Source organism: Kitasatospora sp. NPDC127067 (assembly GCF_042724755.1).
Taxonomy (GTDB): domain Bacteria; phylum Actinomycetota; class Actinomycetes; order Streptomycetales; family Streptomycetaceae; genus Kitasatospora; species Kitasatospora lactacystinica.
In genome coordinates this window covers 1-17868 of record NZ_JBHXEM010000013.1, presented here as the reverse complement: position 1 = coordinate 17868, position 17868 = coordinate 1, and the positions used below count along the sequence as shown (strand labels likewise).

Here is a 17868-nt window from a genome sequence, read left to right as displayed (position 1 = left end):
GATGTCGCGACCAGGGCAGTTCGGCCCGGAACCGGGCGGGGGACTGCCCGACCGCATCGCGGTCGGGCTGCTGACCGGGTCGTTCCCGCCGGAGCTGGTGGAGCGGGTGGTGGCCCGGTGCGGGCGGGAGGGGCAACGGAACCGCCTGCTGACGCCGAAGGTGACGGTCTACCTGGTCCTGGCGATGTGTCTGTTTCCGGGCCACGGCTACCAGGAGGTCGCCCGCAAGCTCGTCCGGGGACTGGCCTGGGCGGGGCGCTGCACGGCGCCGGGGCAGGTGCCCAGTACGGCGGCGATCTCGCGGGCCCGGGTGAAGCTGGGGGCGGAGCCGTTCAGGGAGCTGTTCGCCGAGGTCGTCCGGTCGGCGGCGGTCGAGGAGGCCGGGCGGGCCGGGCAGGTCGGGCAGGCCGGGCAGGTCGGGGGAGTCCCGTACCGGGGGCGGCGCCTGGTCGCCGTCGAGGGCGCGGCGATCGAGGTGCCGGACAGTGCCGAGAACGTGGCGTACTTCGGACCGCCGGAGCCCGGGGGCGGGTACCCGCGGGTGCGACTGGCGGCCCTGGTCGAGTGCGGCACCGGAGCGGTCGCCGCGGCGGCCACCGGCCCGTCGGCGGCCGCCGTGCCGAATCTGGCCCGGGGCCTCTTCGACCGCCTCGGCGGCGGGGACCTGCTGCTCGCCGACCAGGGCGGGTTCGACGCTCCGGCGGTGTGGCGGGACGCCTCCGCCGGTGGGGCGGACCTGCTGTGGCGGGTCGGTCCGGACGCGGTGCTGCCGGTGCGTCAGCTGTTGGGCGACGGCTCGTTCCTGTCCGGGTTCGCCGCCGACGGGGGCGGTCGCGGCGGTGGCGGGTCGGGCCGGTCGACGGGGTCGGTGGCGGCGCCGGTGGTGCGGGTGGTCGAGGACCCCTCGGCGGGGGAGTCGGGCCGGCTGCTCACCACGATCCTCGATCCGGGGCGGGCCCCCGCCGCGGAGCTGGCCGCGCTGCACGGCGCGTGGAGGTCGGGGGCGAGGGCCCTGCGGGACCTGGCGGCCGATCAGCTGGAGGCCGTGCGGGTGCTGCGCTCGCGCTCGCCCGAGGGGGTCGAGCAGGAGGTCTGGGGGCACCTGCTGGTCCATCACGCCCTGCGTCGGTTGCGGGTCTCCGGTCCGGGGCGTTAAGTCACCGGTGCGGTGAAACTGAATCAGCCGTTCCACTTCTCCGTGATGGCCGAAACGTGACGGCGCATTCCGGATCGGTGCGCATATCCGATGGGACGGAGGGCCCGGGGGCTTTTCGGTGGTGCCGGAACGGATCGGAGGCGTTCGTTCCGCACACGTTCTGCCTGCCAGGCCCGCAGGTCCCGCCGCCGGCCCGGGGGATTCCCCGGCCGGGCGCCGGCGGCGGTTCCACCGGTGGAATCAGCGCGTCCGGTTCGATCGGTTCCGCCGGCCGGCACCCCTAAAGTTGGCCGGGCACCGCCCCCTAACCTCCCCCCCGGTCCGACGAGGCGCCCTTGCCCCGACGGCGCCGCCGACATAGGGCGTGCCCTGGCGCGACCCGACCGCCCGCGCGGCCGCCGCGCTCCAGCGGCCCGGGAAGGTGCCGGGGCGCCGGCGGGCATCCCCTACCAGGGCAGCCGCAGGACCCCGCGCGCGTGCGCCCGCGCCGTGCGGCTAGGGGTTGTCGGGCCGGGCCGGGCCGGTCACGGTAGGAGCCGTTGAGGTCCCGACAGGACAGCGGGCGACCGGAGCCGGCCACGAACCCTCGTGCGCTCCCGCCCGCGGATCAAGGTGAGACGCGTGGTCCCGCAGGTCCGCGGGCGGCGCCTCACCGGTGTCGCGGTCCCACCACGCCGACCGCCGGAGGGATTCCAGTCACCATGGCAGCTATCGACGATCTGTGGGTGCGCCGCTACCACCCCGCGCCCGAGGCCCGGCACCGGCTGATCTGCCTGCCGTACGCGGGCGGGTCCGCGAGCTACTTCTTCCCGGTGTCCCGCGCGCTGTCGCCGCAGGTCGACGTCCTCGCGGTGCAGTACCCCGGCCGTCAGGACCGGCGCCAGGAGCCCTGCGTGGAATCCGTGCAGGAACTGGCCGACCTGCTGGTCGACGTCGTCAAGCCATGGGCCGACCGCCCGCTGTCGCTGTTCGGCCACAGCATGGGCGCCTCCGTGGCGTTCGAGCTGGCGCTGCGGCTGGAGGACCTCGGCATCGTGCCGCACACGGTGTGGGCCTCCGGGCGGCGCGCCCCCGGCGCCCACCGCGACGAGCGGTTCCACCAGCTCGACGACCAGGGCCTGCTCACCGAGATCAAGCGGCTGGACGGGACCGACAACAACCTCCTCGACGACGAGGAGATGGTGCGGATGGTCCTCCCGGTGCTGCGCAGCGACTACCGGGCCGCCGAGACCTACCGCCCCACCCCCGGTGCCGGGCTCACCGCGCCGATCCTCGCCCTGGTCGGCGACGACGACCCGAAGGTCACCGTGGACGAGGCCCGGAAGTGGGCCGAGCACACCTCGGGCCCGTTCGAGCTCGAAGTCTTCCGCGGCGGCCACTTCTACCTCAACGCCCACGCCAACACCGTCGTCGACCGGATCCGCACCAGGCTCGGCTGACCGCTCCGCCGTTCCTCCGCGTCATCCGTCCACGCGAAGTTCCGCCGCGTCATTCATCCACGCGAATCGACCGTGTTGAAGGGCAGCCGGTTTCGAACCGGTTCTAGAGCTGCTCTGCGAGCCGGTCCTCGGAAATCCCGGAAAACTGCCCAGAGGAGTCGTTCGTGTCCAAGTCGCTCTACGAACTCGGTGAGATTCCGCCGCTCGGCCTCGTGCCCGAGCAGATGTACGCGACCGTCATCCGGCAGGACCGCTTCGGCGAGCCCCTCAAGGCGATGCAGACCGAGGTCGTCGACGTGCCGGAGCCCGGTTACGGCGAAGTGCTGGTGTACGTCATGGCCGCCGGAATCAACTACAACAACGTCTGGGCGTCGCTCGGCGAACCCATCGACGTCATCGCGATGAGACAGCGGTTGCTCGGCGAGAAGGAGGATTTCCACATCGGCGGCAGCGACGGTTCCGGAGTGGTCTGGGCCGTCGGCGAGGGCGTCAAGCAGTTCAAGGTCGGCGACGAGGTCATCCTTTCCGGAGCGACCTGGGACGAGACGGCGGAGGACGTCCGCACGGGCGTCGACCCGATCGCCTCGAAGTCGCTGCGGGCCTGGGGCTACGAGACGAACTACGGTTCCTTCGCCCAGTACACCGTGGTGCGCGAGCACCAGCTCCACCGCAAGCCGGCCAACCTGTCCTGGGAGGACGCCGGCGGCTACCTGGTCACCGGCGCCACCGCCTACCGGCAGCTGACCGGCTGGGCCCCGCACGACGTCCGCCCGGGCGACCCGGTGCTGATCTGGGGCGGCTCCGGCGGCGTCGGATCGGCGGCCATCCAGATCGTGAAGCTGCTCGGCGGCATCCCGATCGCCGTGGTCTCCAACCCGGACCGGGTCCAGTTCTGCCTGGACCTCGGCGCCGCGGGCGTGATCGACCGCCGGGAGTTCACCCACTGGGGTCGGCTGCCGGACCTCGACGACGAGGCGGCCGGCCGGGCCTGGACGGCCGAGGCCCGCCGGTTCGGCGCGAAGATCTGGGAGATCCTCGGGGAGCGCCGCAACCCGAAGATCGTCGTCGAACACCCCGGCGAGGACACCCTGCCGACCTCGCTGTTCGTCTGCGAGAACGGCGGCATGGTCGTGCTCTGCGGCGGCACCAGCGGCTACAACGGCGACCTCGACCTGCGCTACCTGTGGATGCGCAGCAAGCGCCTCCAGGGCTCGCACGCCTCGAACACCCGGGAGAACCGGGCGGTCATCGGGCTGATGGCGGACGGCCGGCTCGACCCGTGCATCACCTGGTGCGGCACCTTCGACCAGATCGGCGAGGCCCACCAGATGCTCTACGCGAACCAGCAGGGCGTCGGCAACCTGGCCGCCCTGGTGAACGCCGCGGCGCCGGGGCAGACCTCGCTGCGGACCGGCTGAACGACGGGACGGGGGCCGCGCCGCCACGGCGGCGCGGATTTCCGAACCGAATAACGGAGCGGGAACCGCGCGAATGCGGTTCCCGCTCCGACGGCGAACGGCCCGGAACGGCCCGTGCCATCTGATGTCCTTTTTTCTGGGGTCGGCTAGGGGTATCGCGCGGGGATTCTCTCCCTAGGATGCGAAACGCTGCGGTCTCACGGGTAATCGGTACCGGCTGCGGTCCACCGCCGGCCGGGAGTAGGGGTTGATCAGCGTGGGGGAAGAGCAGAAGTATCTCGAATACCTGAAGCGGGTGACGGCCGATCTCCGGCGCACACGTCGTCAGCTCCAGGTGGCGGAGATGCGCGAGCGCGAGCCCATCGCGATCGTCGCGATGGCCTGCCGTTACCCGGGCGGCGTGAGCTCGCCGGCCGACCTGTGGCGGCTGGTGACCCGCGGCGGTGACGCCATCACCGGTTTCCCCGAGGACCGCGGCTGGCCGGCCGGGTCCGGCTACGCCGACGAGGGCGGATTCGTCGACGGGGTCGCCGAGTTCGACGCCGCGCTGTTCGGCATCTCCCCGCGCGAGGCCCTGGCCATGGACCCGCAGCAGCGGCTGCTGCTGGAATCCGCCTGGGAGGTCGTGGAACGGGCCGGGATCGACCCGCGCTCGCTCTCCGGCAACCGGGTCGGCGTCTTCGTCGGCGCCTCCGCCTCCGGCTACGCCGAGGGCGCCCACTCCCTGCCCGAGGGCGCCGCCACCCACCTGGCCATCGGCAACGCGGCCAGCGTGGTGTCCGGCCGGGTCGCGTACGCGCTGGGCCTGGAGGGCCCGGCCGTCACCGTCGACACGGCCTGCTCCTCCTCCCTGGTCGCCCTGCACCTGGCCGTCCACGCGCTGCGCGCGGGCGACTGCGAGCTGGCGCTGGCCGGTGGTGTCACGGTGATGTCCTCGCCGAGCGTCTTCGCGGAGTTCAGCCGCCTCGACGGCCTGGCCGGCAACGGGCGCTGCAAGGCCTTCGCCGAGGGCGCCGACGGCACCGGCTGGGGCGAGGGCGTCGGCCTGCTGATGGTCGAACGGCTCTCCGATGCCCAGCGGCTGGGGCACCCGGTGCTCGCCGTGGTGCGCGGCAGCGCCGTCAACCAGGACGGTGCCTCCAACGGCCTCACGGCCCCCAACGGTCCCTCCCAGCAGCGGGTGATCCGTCAGGCGCTGGCCGGCGCGGGGCTCTCCCCGGCCGACGTGGACGCGGTCGAGGCGCACGGCACCGGCACCCGCCTCGGCGACCCGATCGAGGCCCAGGCCCTGCTCGCCACGTACGGGCGGGAGCGTGCCGAGGGCGGTCCGCTGTGGCTGGGCTCGGTCAAGTCCAACATCGGGCACACCCAGGCCGCGGCCGGCGTGGCCGGTGTGATCAAGATGGTGCAGGCGATCCACCACGGCCTGCTGCCGGCCACCCTGCACGTGGACGCGCCCACGCCGCACGTGGACTGGAGCGAGGGCGGCGTCGAGCTGCTCACCGAGGCCCGGTCGTGGCCGGAGACCGACCACCCCCGCCGGGCCGGCGTGTCCTCGTTCGGCATCAGCGGCACCAACGCGCACGTGATCATCGAGGCGGCGCCCGCGCCCGCCGAGCCGCAGGCCGAGGGCGAGGGCGAGGCCGGGCCGGACGCCGGCACCGAGCCGGCCGCCCAGGCCGCCGTGGCCCCTTCGGCGCCCGCGCCCGCCGCCGGCCGGCCGTCGCTGTGGCCGCTCTCCGGCAAGGGCGCGGCCGGGCTGCGCGCCCAGGCAAGCAGACTGCGCGCCCACCTCGCCGAGACCGAGGCGCCCGACCCCGTCGACCTCGCCTGGTCGCTCGCCACCACCCGCGCGGGCCTGGACCACCGCGCGGTGGTCCTCGGCGACCTGCTCCCGGGCCTGGACGCGCTCGCCGGGGGCGACCCGGCCGCGGCGGTGACCGGAGTGGTGGGCGAGGGCCGCTGCGCCTTCCTGTTCACCGGCCAGGGCTCGCAGCGCGCGGCGATGGGCCGCGGGCTGTACGAGGCCTTCCCCGCCTTCGCCGAGGCCTTCGACGCCGTCTGCGCCGAACTGGACCGCCACCTCGACGGATCGGTCAAGGACGCGGTCTTCACCGGCCGCGGCCTCGACCTGACGATGTGGACCCAGGCCGGCCTGTTCGCCGTCGAGGTCGCGGGCTTCCGGCTGCTCGAATCCTGGGGCGTGGCCCCCGACTTCCTGCTCGGCCACTCCGTCGGCGAACTCGCCGCGGCGCACTGCGCGGGAGTCCTCACGCTCGCGGACGCCTGCGCCGTGGTGGCCGCGCGCGGCCGGCTGATGCAGGCGCTGCCGTCCGGCGGCGCGATGCTCGCCGTCCGGGCCACCGAGGCCGAGGCCGTCGAGGCGATCGCCGGACGCGCCGACGTCGCGGCGGTCAACGGGCCGTCCTCGGTCGTGGTCTCCGGCACTGCGGAGGTGATCGACGAACTGGCCGCCCGCTGGGCGGCCGAGGGCCGCAGGACGAGCCGGCTGACGGTCTCGCACGCCTTCCACTCCGCCCTGATGGAGCCGATGCTCGCGGACTTCCGCGCGGTGCTGGAGACGGTCTCCTTCGCCCGTCCCCGGATCGCGATCGTCTCCAACCTGACCGGAGCCGTCGCCTCGCCCGACCTGCTCACCACCCCGGAGTACTGGGTGCGGCACGTGCGCGAGGCCGTCCGGTTCGCCGACGGCGCCGCCTGCCTGGCCGCCCGGGGAGTGACCCGCTTCGTCGAGCTCGGCCCGGACGGCGTGCTCTGTGGGATGGCCCAACAGGCCGGCGCCGAGGGCGTGTTCGCCCCGGTGCTGCGTCGCGATCGGGACGACGCCGAGTCGGCGCTGACCGCACTGGCCCGGATCTGGACGGCCGGGGTCGAGGTCGACTGGCGCACCGTGCTGCCCGAGGGCCGCCGGGTGGAGCTGCCGACGTACGCCTTCCAGCGCGAGCGCTACTGGCCGCAGAGCATGGCGGCGCCGGTCGGCCCGCCGCGCGAGGCCTCGGACCAGGACGTCCGGTTCTGGGCGGCGGTGGAGCGCGCGGACCTCACCGAGCTGGCCACCACCCTGAAGCTGGAGGAGGCCCCCGGCCTGCTGGACGAGGTGGTCCCCGCGCTGGCCGCCTGGCGGCGCTCCCAGCGGCAGGAGTCGACCATCGACTCGTGGCGCTACCAGGTCACCTGGAAGCCGCTGACGGGCCTCGGCGACACCGCCCCGCTCACCGGCGACTGGCTGCTGTCCGCCGACCCCGAGGACGGGCGGGCGGAGGCCGTCGAGCAGGCCCTGCGGGCCGCCGGCGCCACCGTCCTGCGCTGTGCCCCCGGGGCGTGGCCGACGGCCGACCCGGCCGGCCTGGCCGGCGTGGTCGCGCTGCCGGCCGGCGCCGACCCGGCCGCCGAGGCGCTGGCGACCGTCCAGGGCCTCGGCGAGGCGGGCATCGACGCACCGCTGTGGCTGCTCACCTCCGGCGCCGTCTCGGTGGGCCGGTTCGACCCGCCGAGCGACCCGTCGGCGGCCCGGGTGTGGGGGCTCGGCCGCGTCGCCGCCCTGGAACTCCCGGACCGCTGGGGCGGGTTGATCGACCTTCCGGCCACCCTGGACGCCCGGGCCGGCGCCCGGCTCGCCGCGGTGCTGGCCGGCGCCACGGGCGAGGACCAGGTCGCCGTGCGCGGCTCCGCCGGCTACGGACGCCGGCTGACCCGCCCGGAGCCGACCCGGACCGCCGAACGGCCGTGGACCCCCTCGGGCACGGTGCTGGTCACCGGCGGCACCGGCGCCCTGGGCGCGGCCGTCGCCCGCTGGCTGGCCGAACGCGGAGCGCCGCACCTGCTGCTGCTCACCCGGCGCGGCGCCGCCGCACCGGGCGCCGAGGACCTGGTCGCCGAGCTGACCGCCACCGGCACCCGGGTGACCGTCGAGGCCTGCGACGTCGCGGACCGGGAGGCGCTGGCCGCGGTGCTCGCGCGGATCCCGGCCGACCTCCCGCTGACCGGGGTGGTGCACGCCGCCGGGGTCGCGGCGCACGGCCCGATCGAGGAACTGCGCCCCGCCGACCTGGCCGCCGTCGTCGACGGCAAGGCGGCCGGCGCCACACACCTCGACGAACTCACCGACGGCCTGGACCTGTTCGTCACCTTCTCCTCGATCGCGGCGACCTGGGGCAGCGGCGGCCAGGCCGCCTACGCGGCCGGCAACGCCCACCTGGACGCGCTGGTCGACAACCGCCGCAGCCGCGGCCTGTCCGGCACCTCGATCGCCTGGGGCCCCTGGGCCGAGGCCGGGATGGCCGCCCGGGGCGAGGCGGCCGACTTCCTGCGCCGCCGCGGGCTGAACGCGCTCGACCCGGCCCTCGCCGTCCGCGCCCTGGCGCGGGCCGTGGACCACGGCGAGGGCTGCGTGACCGTCGCCGACGTCGACTGGGGGCTGTTCGCCCCGGCCTTCACCCTGGGCCGTCCCAGCCCGCTGCTGGCCGACCTGCCCGAGGCGGCGCGGCCGGCCGAGGGGGAGGGCTCCGACTTCGAGCTGGGCACCGCGCTGCGGCAGCGGCTCACCGCCGGGCCCGCCGGTCAGCGCCACCAGGTGCTGGTGGACCTGGTCCGGGAGCGCGCGGCCGCCGTGCTGGGCCACCGCACCGCCGAGGCGGTCGACCCCGAGCAGGTCTTCCGCGACCTCGGCTTCGACTCGCTGACCGCTGTCGAACTGCGCAACCTGCTGAACGCGGAGACCGGCCTCCGGCTGCCCGCCACCCTGGTCTTCGACCACCCGACGCCGACCGCCCTGGCCGCGTACCTGCTCGGCGAACTGTTCGACGAGCCGGACGCGCCGGCGGCGCCCACCCGTGCCGCCGCCGTCGCCGCCGACGCCGACGACGACCCGGTCGTGATCGTCGGCATGAGCTGCCGCTACCCCGGCGGGGTGGAGTCCCCCGACGACCTGTGGCGGCTGGTGTCCGAGGGCGAGGACGGCGTCACCGGCTTCCCCGCCGACCGCGGCTGGGACCTCGCCGACGACGAGGGCTCGTACGCCCGGCAGGGCGGCTTCGTCGCCGGGGCGACCGGCTTCGACGCGGCACTGTTCGGCATCTCCCCGCGCGAGGCGCTGGCCATGGACCCCCAGCAGCGGCTGCTGCTGGAGGCCGCATGGGAGGTCCTCGAATCGGCGGGGCTGGACCCGCGCTCCGTCCAGGGCGCGCAGATCGGCGTGTTCGCCGGAGCGTCCAACTCCGGCTACGGCACCGGCGGCCTCGGGCTGGCGGGCGCCGAGGGGCACCTGCTGTCCGGCACCGCCAACAGCGTCATCTCCGGCCGGGTCGCGTACACCTTCGGCCTCGAAGGGCCCGCCGTCACCGTCGACACCGCCTGCTCCTCCTCGCTGGTCGCCCTGCACCTGGCCGTGCAGGCGGTGCAGCGCGGCGAGTGCGAGCAGGCCCTGGCCGGCGGCGTCACGGTGATGGTCTCCCCGGCGGCCTTCGGCGAGTTCGACCGCCAGGGCGGGCTCTCCTCGACCGGACGCTGCCGCTCCTACGCGGGCGCCGCCGACGGAACGGGCTGGGGCGAGGGCGTCGGCCTGCTGCTGGTCGAGCGGCTCTCCACCGCCCGGCGCGAGGGCCACCGCGTGCACGCGGTGATCCGGGGCAGCGCGGTCAACCAGGACGGCGCCTCCAACGGCCTCACCGCGCCCAACGGCCCCGCGCAGCAGCGGGTGATCCGGCAGGCGCTGGTCAACGCGGGCCTGTCCACCCGGGACGTCGACCTGGTCGAGGGCCACGGCACCGGCACGGTGCTGGGCGACCCGATCGAGGTCCAGGCGCTGCTGGCCACGTACGGTCAGGGACGGCCGGAGGACGGCCCGCTGCTGCTCGGCTCGATCAAGTCCAACATCGGCCACACCCAGGCCGCCGCGGGCGCGGCCGGCGTGATCAAGATGGTGCAGGCACTGCGCCACGGGATCATGCCCGCGACCCTGCACGTGGACGAGCCCAGCCCGCAGGTGGACTGGTCGCGCGGCGCGGTGGAACTGCTCACCGAGGCCCGGTCCTGGCCCGAGCTGGACCGGCCGCGCCGGGCCGCCGTCTCCTCCTTCGGCATCAGCGGCACCAACGCCCACGTCATCATCGAGCAGCCCCCGGCCGTCGAGGCCGAGCGGGCCCCGACCCCCGCGCTCGCGCTGCTGCCGCTCTCCGCCCACACCCGGGACGGCCTGCGGGCCCAGGCGCAGCGGCTGCGCACCTTCCTGGCCGACTCGGACGCCGACCCGCGCGACACCGGCCACGCGCTCGCCACCACCCGTGCCGCGCTGGAGCACCGCGCGGTGCTGGTCGGCGACGACCGGACGGAACTCCTCGGCCGGCTGGCCGACTTCGACGGAACGACGGCCGCCACCGCGGTCCCCGGCGGCACCGCCTTCCTGTTCACCGGCCAGGGGGCCCAGCGGGCCGGCATGGCCGAGGAGCTGTACGCGCGCTTCCCGGTGTTCGCGGACGCCTTCGACGCGGTCTGCGCCGAACTGGACCCGGCGCTGGACCGGCCGGTCCGCGAGGTGGCGGCCGACGGCGTGGACCTGAACCTGACCGGCTACGCCCAGACCGCTCTGTTCGCGGTCGAGGTCGCCACCTTCCGGCTGCTCGAATCCTGGGGCGTGGTGCCGAACCTGCTGCTCGGGCACTCGATCGGCGAGGTCGCGGCGGCGCACTGCGCCGGGGTGTTCTCGCTGGCGGACGCCTGCCGGCTGGTCGCGGCCCGGGCCCGGCTGATGCAGGCGCTGCCGAGCGGCGGCGCGATGCTCGCGGTGCGGGCCGAGGAGGCGGAGGTCCGCGAGGTCCTGGCCGGCCGGGCCGACGTCGCCGCGGTCAACGGACCCGCCGACCTGGTGGTCTCCGGCGACGCGGCCGTGATCGACGAACTCGCCGCCCGCTGGCGGGCCGAGGGGCGCCGGACCGCGCGGCTGGCGGTCTCGCACGCCTTCCACTCGGCGCTGATGGAGCCGATGCTCGCGGACTTCCGCGCGGTGCTGGAGACGATCACCTTCGAGGCTCCGCGGATCGCGATCGTCTCCAACCTGACCGGCGCCCTCGCCGACGCCGACACCCTGGGCACGCCGGACTACTGGGTGCGCCACGTCCGGGAGACCGTCCGGTTCGCCGACGGCGTGGCCTGCCTGCGCGAGCACGGCGTCCGCAGGTTCATCGAGCTGGGGCCGGACGGCGTGCTCTGCGGCATGGCCCAACTGACCGTCACCGACGGGGTGTTCGTGCCGATGCAGCGTCGGGACCGGACCGGCGCGGAGGCGGTCGCGGAGACCGTCGGCGCGCTGTGGACGGCCGGCGTCGCGCTGGACTGGCGGGCCGTGCTGGGCGGCGGCCGGCGGGTCGACCTGCCGACGTACGCCTTCCAGCGCGAGCGGTACTGGCCCGAGCCGGGCTCCGTCCCCGCGCCCGCCAACGGCGCCGTGGACGCCCTGGACGCCCGGTTCTGGGACGCGGTCGAGCGCGCGGACCTGGGCGAGCTGGCGAGCACCCTCGCCGTCGAGTCGGCGGGCGAGCTGGAGCCGCTGCTGCCCGTGCTGTCCTCCTGGCGCCGCCGTCGCCGGGCCGACGCCGTCGTCAACTCCTGGCGCTACCGCGTCACCTGGAAGCCGGTCACGGACGGGCTCGGCGCGGGCGCGCTCACCGGAACGTGGCTGGTCGTGCTGCCGGACGGGGCGGCCGGTGCTGCCGGCGCCGACGGCCCGGGCGGGGCGGCCGGGCCGGCCGGCGGGCTGCCCGCGGCGCTGCGGGCAGCCGGGGCCGAACTGGTCGAGTTCCGCTGCGACCCGGTGGCCGAGGGCCGGGCGGCGCTGGCCGGACGGCTCGCGGAACTGCCCGCCGAGTACGCGGGCGTGCTGTCGCTGACCGCGCTCGGCCCGGACGGGCTGACCGCCTCGGTGGTCCTGCTCCAGGCGCTCGGCGACGCCGCGATCGGCGCGCCGCTCTGGACCGTCACCAGCGGCGCGGTGTCGGTGGGCGGCTCCGACCCGCTGCGCGATCCGCTCCAGGCCCAGGTGTGGGGTGCCGGGCGGGTCGCCGCGCTGGAGCACCCGGACCGCTGGGGCGGGCTGGTCGACGTCCCCGCCGCCGTGGACGGCCGGGGCGCCGCCCGGCTGGCCTCGGTGCTCACCGGCGACCAGGGCCTGGACCAGGTCGCCGTGCGCCCCGCCGGGGTCTACTCCCGCCGACTGGTCCGGGCGGCCGCCGAGGACGTCCCGGCCGAGCCGTGGACCCCCTCGGGCACGGTGCTGGTGACCGGTGGAACCGGGGCGCTGGGTGCCGAGGTGGCGCGCTGGCTGGCCGGTCGGGGCGCTCCCCATCTCGTGCTGACCAGTCGGCGCGGTTCGGCGGCCGAGGGCGTGGACGCGCTGGTGGCCGAACTGACCGGGCTCGGTGCCCGGGTGACGGTCGCCGCCTGCGACGCCGCCGACCGGGCGGCGCTGGCGGCGGTGCTCGACGCGATCCCGGCCGAGCTCCCGCTGACCGGTGTGGTGCACGCGGCCGGCGTCGCCGAGACCGCACCGCTGGACTGGACCGGCCCCGCCGACGTGCGCTCCTCCACCGGTGGCAAGGTCACCGGCGCAGCGCACCTGGACGAGCTCACCGCCGGGCTGGACCTGGAACTGTTCGTCACCTTCTCCTCCATCGCGGGCGTCTGGGGCAGCGGCGGGCAGGGGCTCTACGCCGCCGCCAACGCCTACCTGGACGCGCTGGTCCAGCAGCGGCGCTCGCGCGGCCTGGCGGGTCTCTCGGTGGCCTGGGGCCCCTGGGCCGAGGCCGGAATGGCGGTGCGCGGCGAGGCGGAGGACTTCCTGCGCAAGCGCGGACTGCCCGCCCTGGACCCGAAGCTGGCCGTCACCGCGCTCGCCGGGGCGGTGGACCGGCGGGAGACCTGCCTGGTGGTCGCGGACGTGGACTGGGAGCGGTTCGCCCCGGCGTTCACCTCCAGCCGCCCCAGCCCGCTGCTGGCCGACCTGCCCGAGGCGACCCAGCGGCCGGCCGCGGAGGAGCCCGCCACCGAGGGCGGCACCGCCCTGGTGCGCCGGCTCGCGGCGGCCCCGGTCCCGCAGCGGGGCCGGATCCTGCTGGACCTGGTGCGGGCGCGGGCCGCCACGGTGCTCGGACACGGCACCGCCGAGGCCGTCGGAGCGGACCGGGCCTTCCGGGACCTGGGCTTCACCTCGCTGACCGCGGTGGAACTGCGCAACGCCCTGGGCACCGAGACGGGCCTGGCCCTGCCGGCCACCCTGGTCTTCGACCACCCGACCCCCGGCGAGCTGGCCGAGCACCTGGCCGGTGAGCTGTTGGACGACCTGAACGACCTGAACGGCCTGAACGACCTGGACGGCCCGGACGCCGCTCCGGAGGCGGCCCGGGTCGACGGCGGGGCCGCTCCCGGCACCGACGACCCGATCGTGATCGTCGGGATGAGCTGCCGCTACCCCGGCGGCATCGCCTCCCCGAACGAGCTGTGGGAGCTGGTCGCCACCGGCGCCGACGGCATCTCCGGCTTCCCCGTCGACCGCGGTTGGGCGTTCGCGGACGCCGAGGACTCGTACGCCCGGCAGGGCGGCTTCGTCGCCGGGGCGACCCGCTTCGACGCCGGGCTGTTCGGCATCTCGCCGCGCGAGGCGCTGGCGATGGACCCGCAGCAGCGGCTGCTGCTGGAAGCCGCCTGGGAGGCCTTCGAGTCCGCCGAGCTGGACCCGCGCTCGATGCGCGGCCGGCAGATCGGTGTCTTCGTCGGCGCCTCCTCCTCCGGCTACGGCGGGGGCGGCGCGCACGGCTTCGAGGGAGCCGAGGGGCACCTGCTCTCCGGCACCGCCAACAGCGTGATCTCGGGCCGGGTCGCCTACTCCTTCGGCCTGGAGGGGCCGGCGGTGACGGTGGACACCGCCTGCTCGTCGTCCCTGGTGGCACTCCACCTGGCGGCCCAGGCGGTGCAGCGCGGCGAGTGCGCGATGGCGCTCGCGGGCGGTGTCACGGTGATGGTCTCGCCGGCCACCTTCGGCGAGTTCGACCGCCAGGGCGGGCTCGCCTCGGACGGCCGCTGCAAGGCCTTCGCGGCCGCGGCGGACGGTACGGGCTGGGGCGAGGGCGTCGGCGTGCTGCTGGTCGAGCGGCTGTCGGACGCCCGGCGGCTCGGGCACCGGGTGCTGGCGCGGGTGCGCGGGAGCGCCGTCAACCAGGACGGCGCCTCCAACGGCCTCACCGCGCCCAACGGCCCCGCACAGGAGCGGGTGATCCGCCAGGCACTGGCCACCGCCGGACTGACCACCGCCGACGTGGACGTGGTCGAGGCGCACGGCACCGGTACCCGCCTCGGCGACCCGATCGAGGCCCGGGCGCTGCTGGCCACGTACGGTCAGGGGCGGCCGGAGGGCAGCCCGCTGCTGCTGGGCTCGATCAAGTCCAACATCGGGCACACCCAGGCCGCCGCCGGCGTCGCCGGGATCATCAAGATGGTCATGGCGATGCGTCACGGCGTCCTCCCGGCCACGCTGCACGTGGACGAGCCCACCCCGCACGTCGACTGGTCGGCGGGCGCGGTGGAACTGCTGACGCAGGCCCGGCCGTGGCCGGAGGACGGTCGGCCGCGCCGCGCGGGCGTGTCCTCGTTCGGGATCAGCGGCACCAACGCCCACGTCATCATCGAGGCCGTGCCGAGCCCCGCCCCGGCCGAGCGGACGGCGGCGGCGCCGCCGGTGGTCCCCTGGCTGCTGTCGGGCAGGACCGAACCCGCCCTGCGGGCCCAGGCCGAGCGGCTCGCGGCCTTCCTCGGCTCCGGCGACGGGGCCGACGGGCGGCCGCAGCCGGACCCGGCCGACCTCGGCCACGCCCTGCTCGGCCGGGCCGCGCTCGCCCACCGCGCGGTCGTGCTCGGAGCGGACGCGGCGGACCTCGCCGAGGGGCTCGGCACCGTGATGACGGGCACCCCGTCGGCGCACGTGGTCGCCGGTGCGACGGTCGAAGGCCAGACGGCGTTCCTGTTCACGGGACAGGGTGCGCAGCGGGTCGGCATGGGCCGGGGCCTGTACGAGGCCTTCCCCGCCTTCGCGGAGGCCTTCGACGCGGTCTGCGCGGAGCTGGACCTGCTGCTCGACCGGCCGGTCGGGGACGTGGTGTTCGACGGTGTCGAGGATCTGGACCGTACGGTGTGGGCGCAGGCCGGGCTGTTCGCGGTCGAGGTGGCGTCCTTCCGGCTGCTCGAATCCTGGGGCGTCGCCCCCGACTTCCTACTCGGGCACTCGATCGGCGAGATCGCCGCTGCGCACTGCGCCGGCGTGTTCTCGCTGGCGGACGCCTGTGCGCTGGTGGCGGCGCGCGGCCGACTGATGGACGCGCTGCCGAGCGGCGGGGCGATGCTGGCGGTCGAGGCCGCCGAGGCCGAGGTCCGCGAGGCGATCGGCGACCGCCTGGACGTGGCGGCCATCAACGGCCCGACCTCGGTGGTGGTCTCCGGTTCGGTCGAGGCGGTGGAGGAGCTTGCGGCGCGCTGGTCGGGCGAGGGCCGGCGGATCCGCCGGCTGACCGTCTCGCACGCGTTCCACTCGGCGCTGATGGAGCCGATGCTCGAAGAATTCGCCTCCGTGCTCGGCGGGTTGACCTTCGCCGAGCCGCGCGTTCCGATCGTGTCGAACCTGACCGGCGGGATCGCCGAGCCCGGGCTGCTCACCACCCCCGACTACTGGGTGCGCCAGGTCCGCGAGGCGGTCCGCTTCGCCGACGGCGTTGCCCACCTCGACGGGCAGGGCGTCACCCGCTTCGTGGAGCTGGGGCCGGACGGGGTGCTCTGCGGAGCCGCCCAACAGTCCGCGCCCGACGGGGTGTTCGCCCCCGTGGCCCGCCGCGACCGGGAGGACGTGGACACCGCGCTGCGCGCGCTGGCCCGGATCTGGGTCGCCGGCGCGGACGTCGACTGGCGGGCCGTGCTGCCTGCCGGCCGACGGCTCGAACTGCCGACGTACGCCTTCCAGCACGAGCGCTACTGGCCGGAGGCGGTCCCGCCGGCCGGCGACCCGGGTACGGTCGGCCTGGAGCCGGTCGGCCACCCGCTGCTCAGCGCTGCGGTTCAACTGGCCGGTGACAACGGCCTGCTGCTGACCGGAAGGCTGTCGGTGGCCACGCATCCGTGGCTGGCCGACCACGTCATCCTGGACCGGGTGGTGGTGCCCGGCGCCGCGCTGGTCGAGATGGTCTGGGCGGCCGGCCGCCGGGCCGGCTCCCCGGCGATCCGGGAGCTGGTCCTGCGCACGCCCCTGGTGCTGCCCGAGCACGCCGGGGTGCAGATCCAGGTGAGCGTGAGCGCCGCCGGCGAGACCGGTGAGCGCACCGTCGAGGTCTACTCGCGGCCCGAGGGCACCGGCGACGCCGTCTGGATCAGCCACGCGGCCGGACTCCTGGCCGACGAGGCCGCCGTTGCCGACGCCGGACCGGACCTCACCGCCTGGCCGCCGGCCGGTGCCACGGCGCTGCCGCTGGAGGGCTTCTACGAGGCTCTGGCCGAGGTCGGGTACGGCTACGGTCCGGTGTTCCGGGGTCTGGGTGCGGCCTGGCGGGTGGGTGGGACCGTCTATGCGGAGGTCGCGCTGCCCGAGGAGGCGGCGGGTGAGGCGGGCGGTTTCGGTCTGCACCCGGCGCTGCTCGACGCGGCACTGCACGCGGTCGGGCTCTCCCCGGTCGCCCAGGCCGGCGGCACCCGGCTGCCGTTCGCCTGGACGAGTGCCCGACTGGACGCGGTGGGTGCCTCGGTGCTCCGGGTGCGGGTCGAGGGTACGGCGGACGGCGTGTCGCTGCTCCTCGCCGACGGCGTGGGCGAGCCCGTCGCGACCGTCGCATCGCTCGCCATGCGGGAGGTTTCGGCGGAGGCGCTTCGGCCGGTCGGTGAGGGTGGGCCGGAGGCGTTGTTCGCGGTGGACTGGGTGCCGATGCCGGTTCCGTTGCCGGTGCCGGTTCCGGCGGGTCCGGAGGGTGCGGGTTCGTCGGAGTGGGTGGCGATCGGTGAGGTCGCCGGTGTGCGGGGTTTCGTCGATGTGGCGGGCCTGGTAGGGGAGTTGGAGGCCGGTGGGTTGGCGGTGCCGCCGGTGGTGGTGCTGCCGGTGCCGGCTGAGAGTGATGTGTATGCGCTGACGGCCCGGGTGCTGGGTGTGGTGCAGGAGTGGCTGGCGGAGGAGCGTTTCGCTTCGTCGCGTCTGGTGGTGCTGACGCGTGGGGCGGTTGCGGTTCCCGCTGGTGGTGGGGCTGATCCGGTGCAGGCGGCGGTGTGGGGTCTGTTGCGTTCGGCGCAGACGGAGAATCCGGACCGGATCGTGCTGGTGGATCTGGATCCGGATCCGGCGGACGGTTCGGTGGAGTTGTGGCCGGCGGTGGTCGGCGGTGGTGAGCCGCAGGCGGCGATCCGGGGTGGCGAGGTGTCGGTGCCGCGTCTGGTGCGGGCCTCTTCCCTGCAACTGGCTGAGACTCCGGTGGAGTTGGATGCCGATGGCACGGTGCTGATCACGGGTGGTACGGGGACGCTGGGCGGGTTGCTGGCCCGGCATCTGGTGGCCTCGCACGGTGTGCGGCATCTGACCCTGTTGAGCCGTCGTGGCGCGGACAGTCCGGCTGTGAGCGAACTGATGGCCGATTTGGGCGAGTTGGGTGCCGAGGCGGAGGTCGTCGCGTGCGATGCGGCCGACCGGGCCGCCCTGGCGCGGGTGCTGGACGGTCTTGCCCGTCCGCTGACGGGTGTGGTGCATGCGGCGGGTGTGCTGGACGACGGGGTGTTCGGCGCCCTGACGCCGGAGCGTCTGGCGGCGGTGCTGCGTCCGAAGGTG

General features: G+C 75.5%; 4 protein-coding genes. All 4 read left to right on the top strand.

The features are described 5' to 3' along the window. Position 1: 1 nt before the first annotated feature. The gene (locus tag ACFWJ4_RS07865; RefSeq protein WP_380540476.1) at positions 2 to 1156 is read left to right on the top strand and encodes a transposase domain-containing protein; all 1155 of its coding nucleotides are present in this window, start codon (positions 2 to 4) and stop codon (positions 1154 to 1156) included. Positions 1157 to 1857: 701 nt separating this feature from the next. Further along, on the top strand, positions 1858 to 2595 hold the full coding sequence (locus ACFWJ4_RS07860) for a thioesterase II family protein (protein ID WP_380540473.1): 738 nt from the start codon (positions 1858 to 1860) through the stop codon (positions 2593 to 2595). Positions 2596 to 2759: 164 nt separating this feature from the next. Further along, positions 2760 to 4013, top strand: coding sequence for a crotonyl-CoA carboxylase/reductase (ccrA, locus tag ACFWJ4_RS07855; protein WP_359898534.1), 1254 nt, complete (start codon positions 2760 to 2762; stop codon positions 4011 to 4013). A gap of 256 nt (positions 4014 to 4269) precedes the next feature. Further along, a partial coding sequence (locus ACFWJ4_RS07850) for a type I polyketide synthase (protein WP_380540694.1) occupies positions 4270 to 17868 on the top strand: 13599 nt, incomplete at its 3' end.

Bases quoted from the DNA above. Each gene is read 5' to 3' on its own strand.
- ACFWJ4_RS07860 (WP_380540473.1), top strand. From the start codon at position 1,858: ATGGCAGCTATCGACGATCTGTGGGTGCGCCGCTACCACCCCGCGCCC.
- ACFWJ4_RS07865 (WP_380540476.1), top strand. From the start codon at position 2: ATGTCGCGACCAGGGCAGTTCGGCCCGGAACCGGGCGGGGGACTGCCC.